Raw genomic sequence first — 282 nt, forward strand, 5'->3', positions numbered from 1 at the left:
GAGTGGTGAAATCAGCTTAACTGCAGCGGGTGTGCGGCATTTACCAATGACTATGAGCTAGCGGCGAATATTCACAACATCACCGTGATGGCGACGGAAGACGAAGGCTTAGGTGACGTTAAAATGACCTCGATTGATGTTGAGTTGACCGAACTTAACCTCGATGACAATGCGCCGATCTTCTACGAGGATGAAGAGCCGGTTCAAAGCTATGCCTTTGAGTACAACGAGAACTCAGAGCCAACCGACGTGATAGGTACAGTACTCGCGGTTGATGCCGAT

General features: G+C 49.3%; 1 protein-coding gene. It reads left to right on the plus strand.

Annotated features, from left to right (window positions below):
* Window positions 1–87 precede the first annotated feature (87 nt).
* Window positions 88–282 (plus strand): hypothetical protein (locus tag RH45_RS06805; protein ID WP_008075360.1); only part of this gene is annotated, 195 nt, incomplete at its 3' end.

The sequence above is a fragment of the Vibrio sinaloensis DSM 21326 genome (assembly GCF_000189275.1).
Classification (GTDB): Bacteria; Pseudomonadota; Gammaproteobacteria; order Enterobacterales; family Vibrionaceae; genus Vibrio; species Vibrio sinaloensis.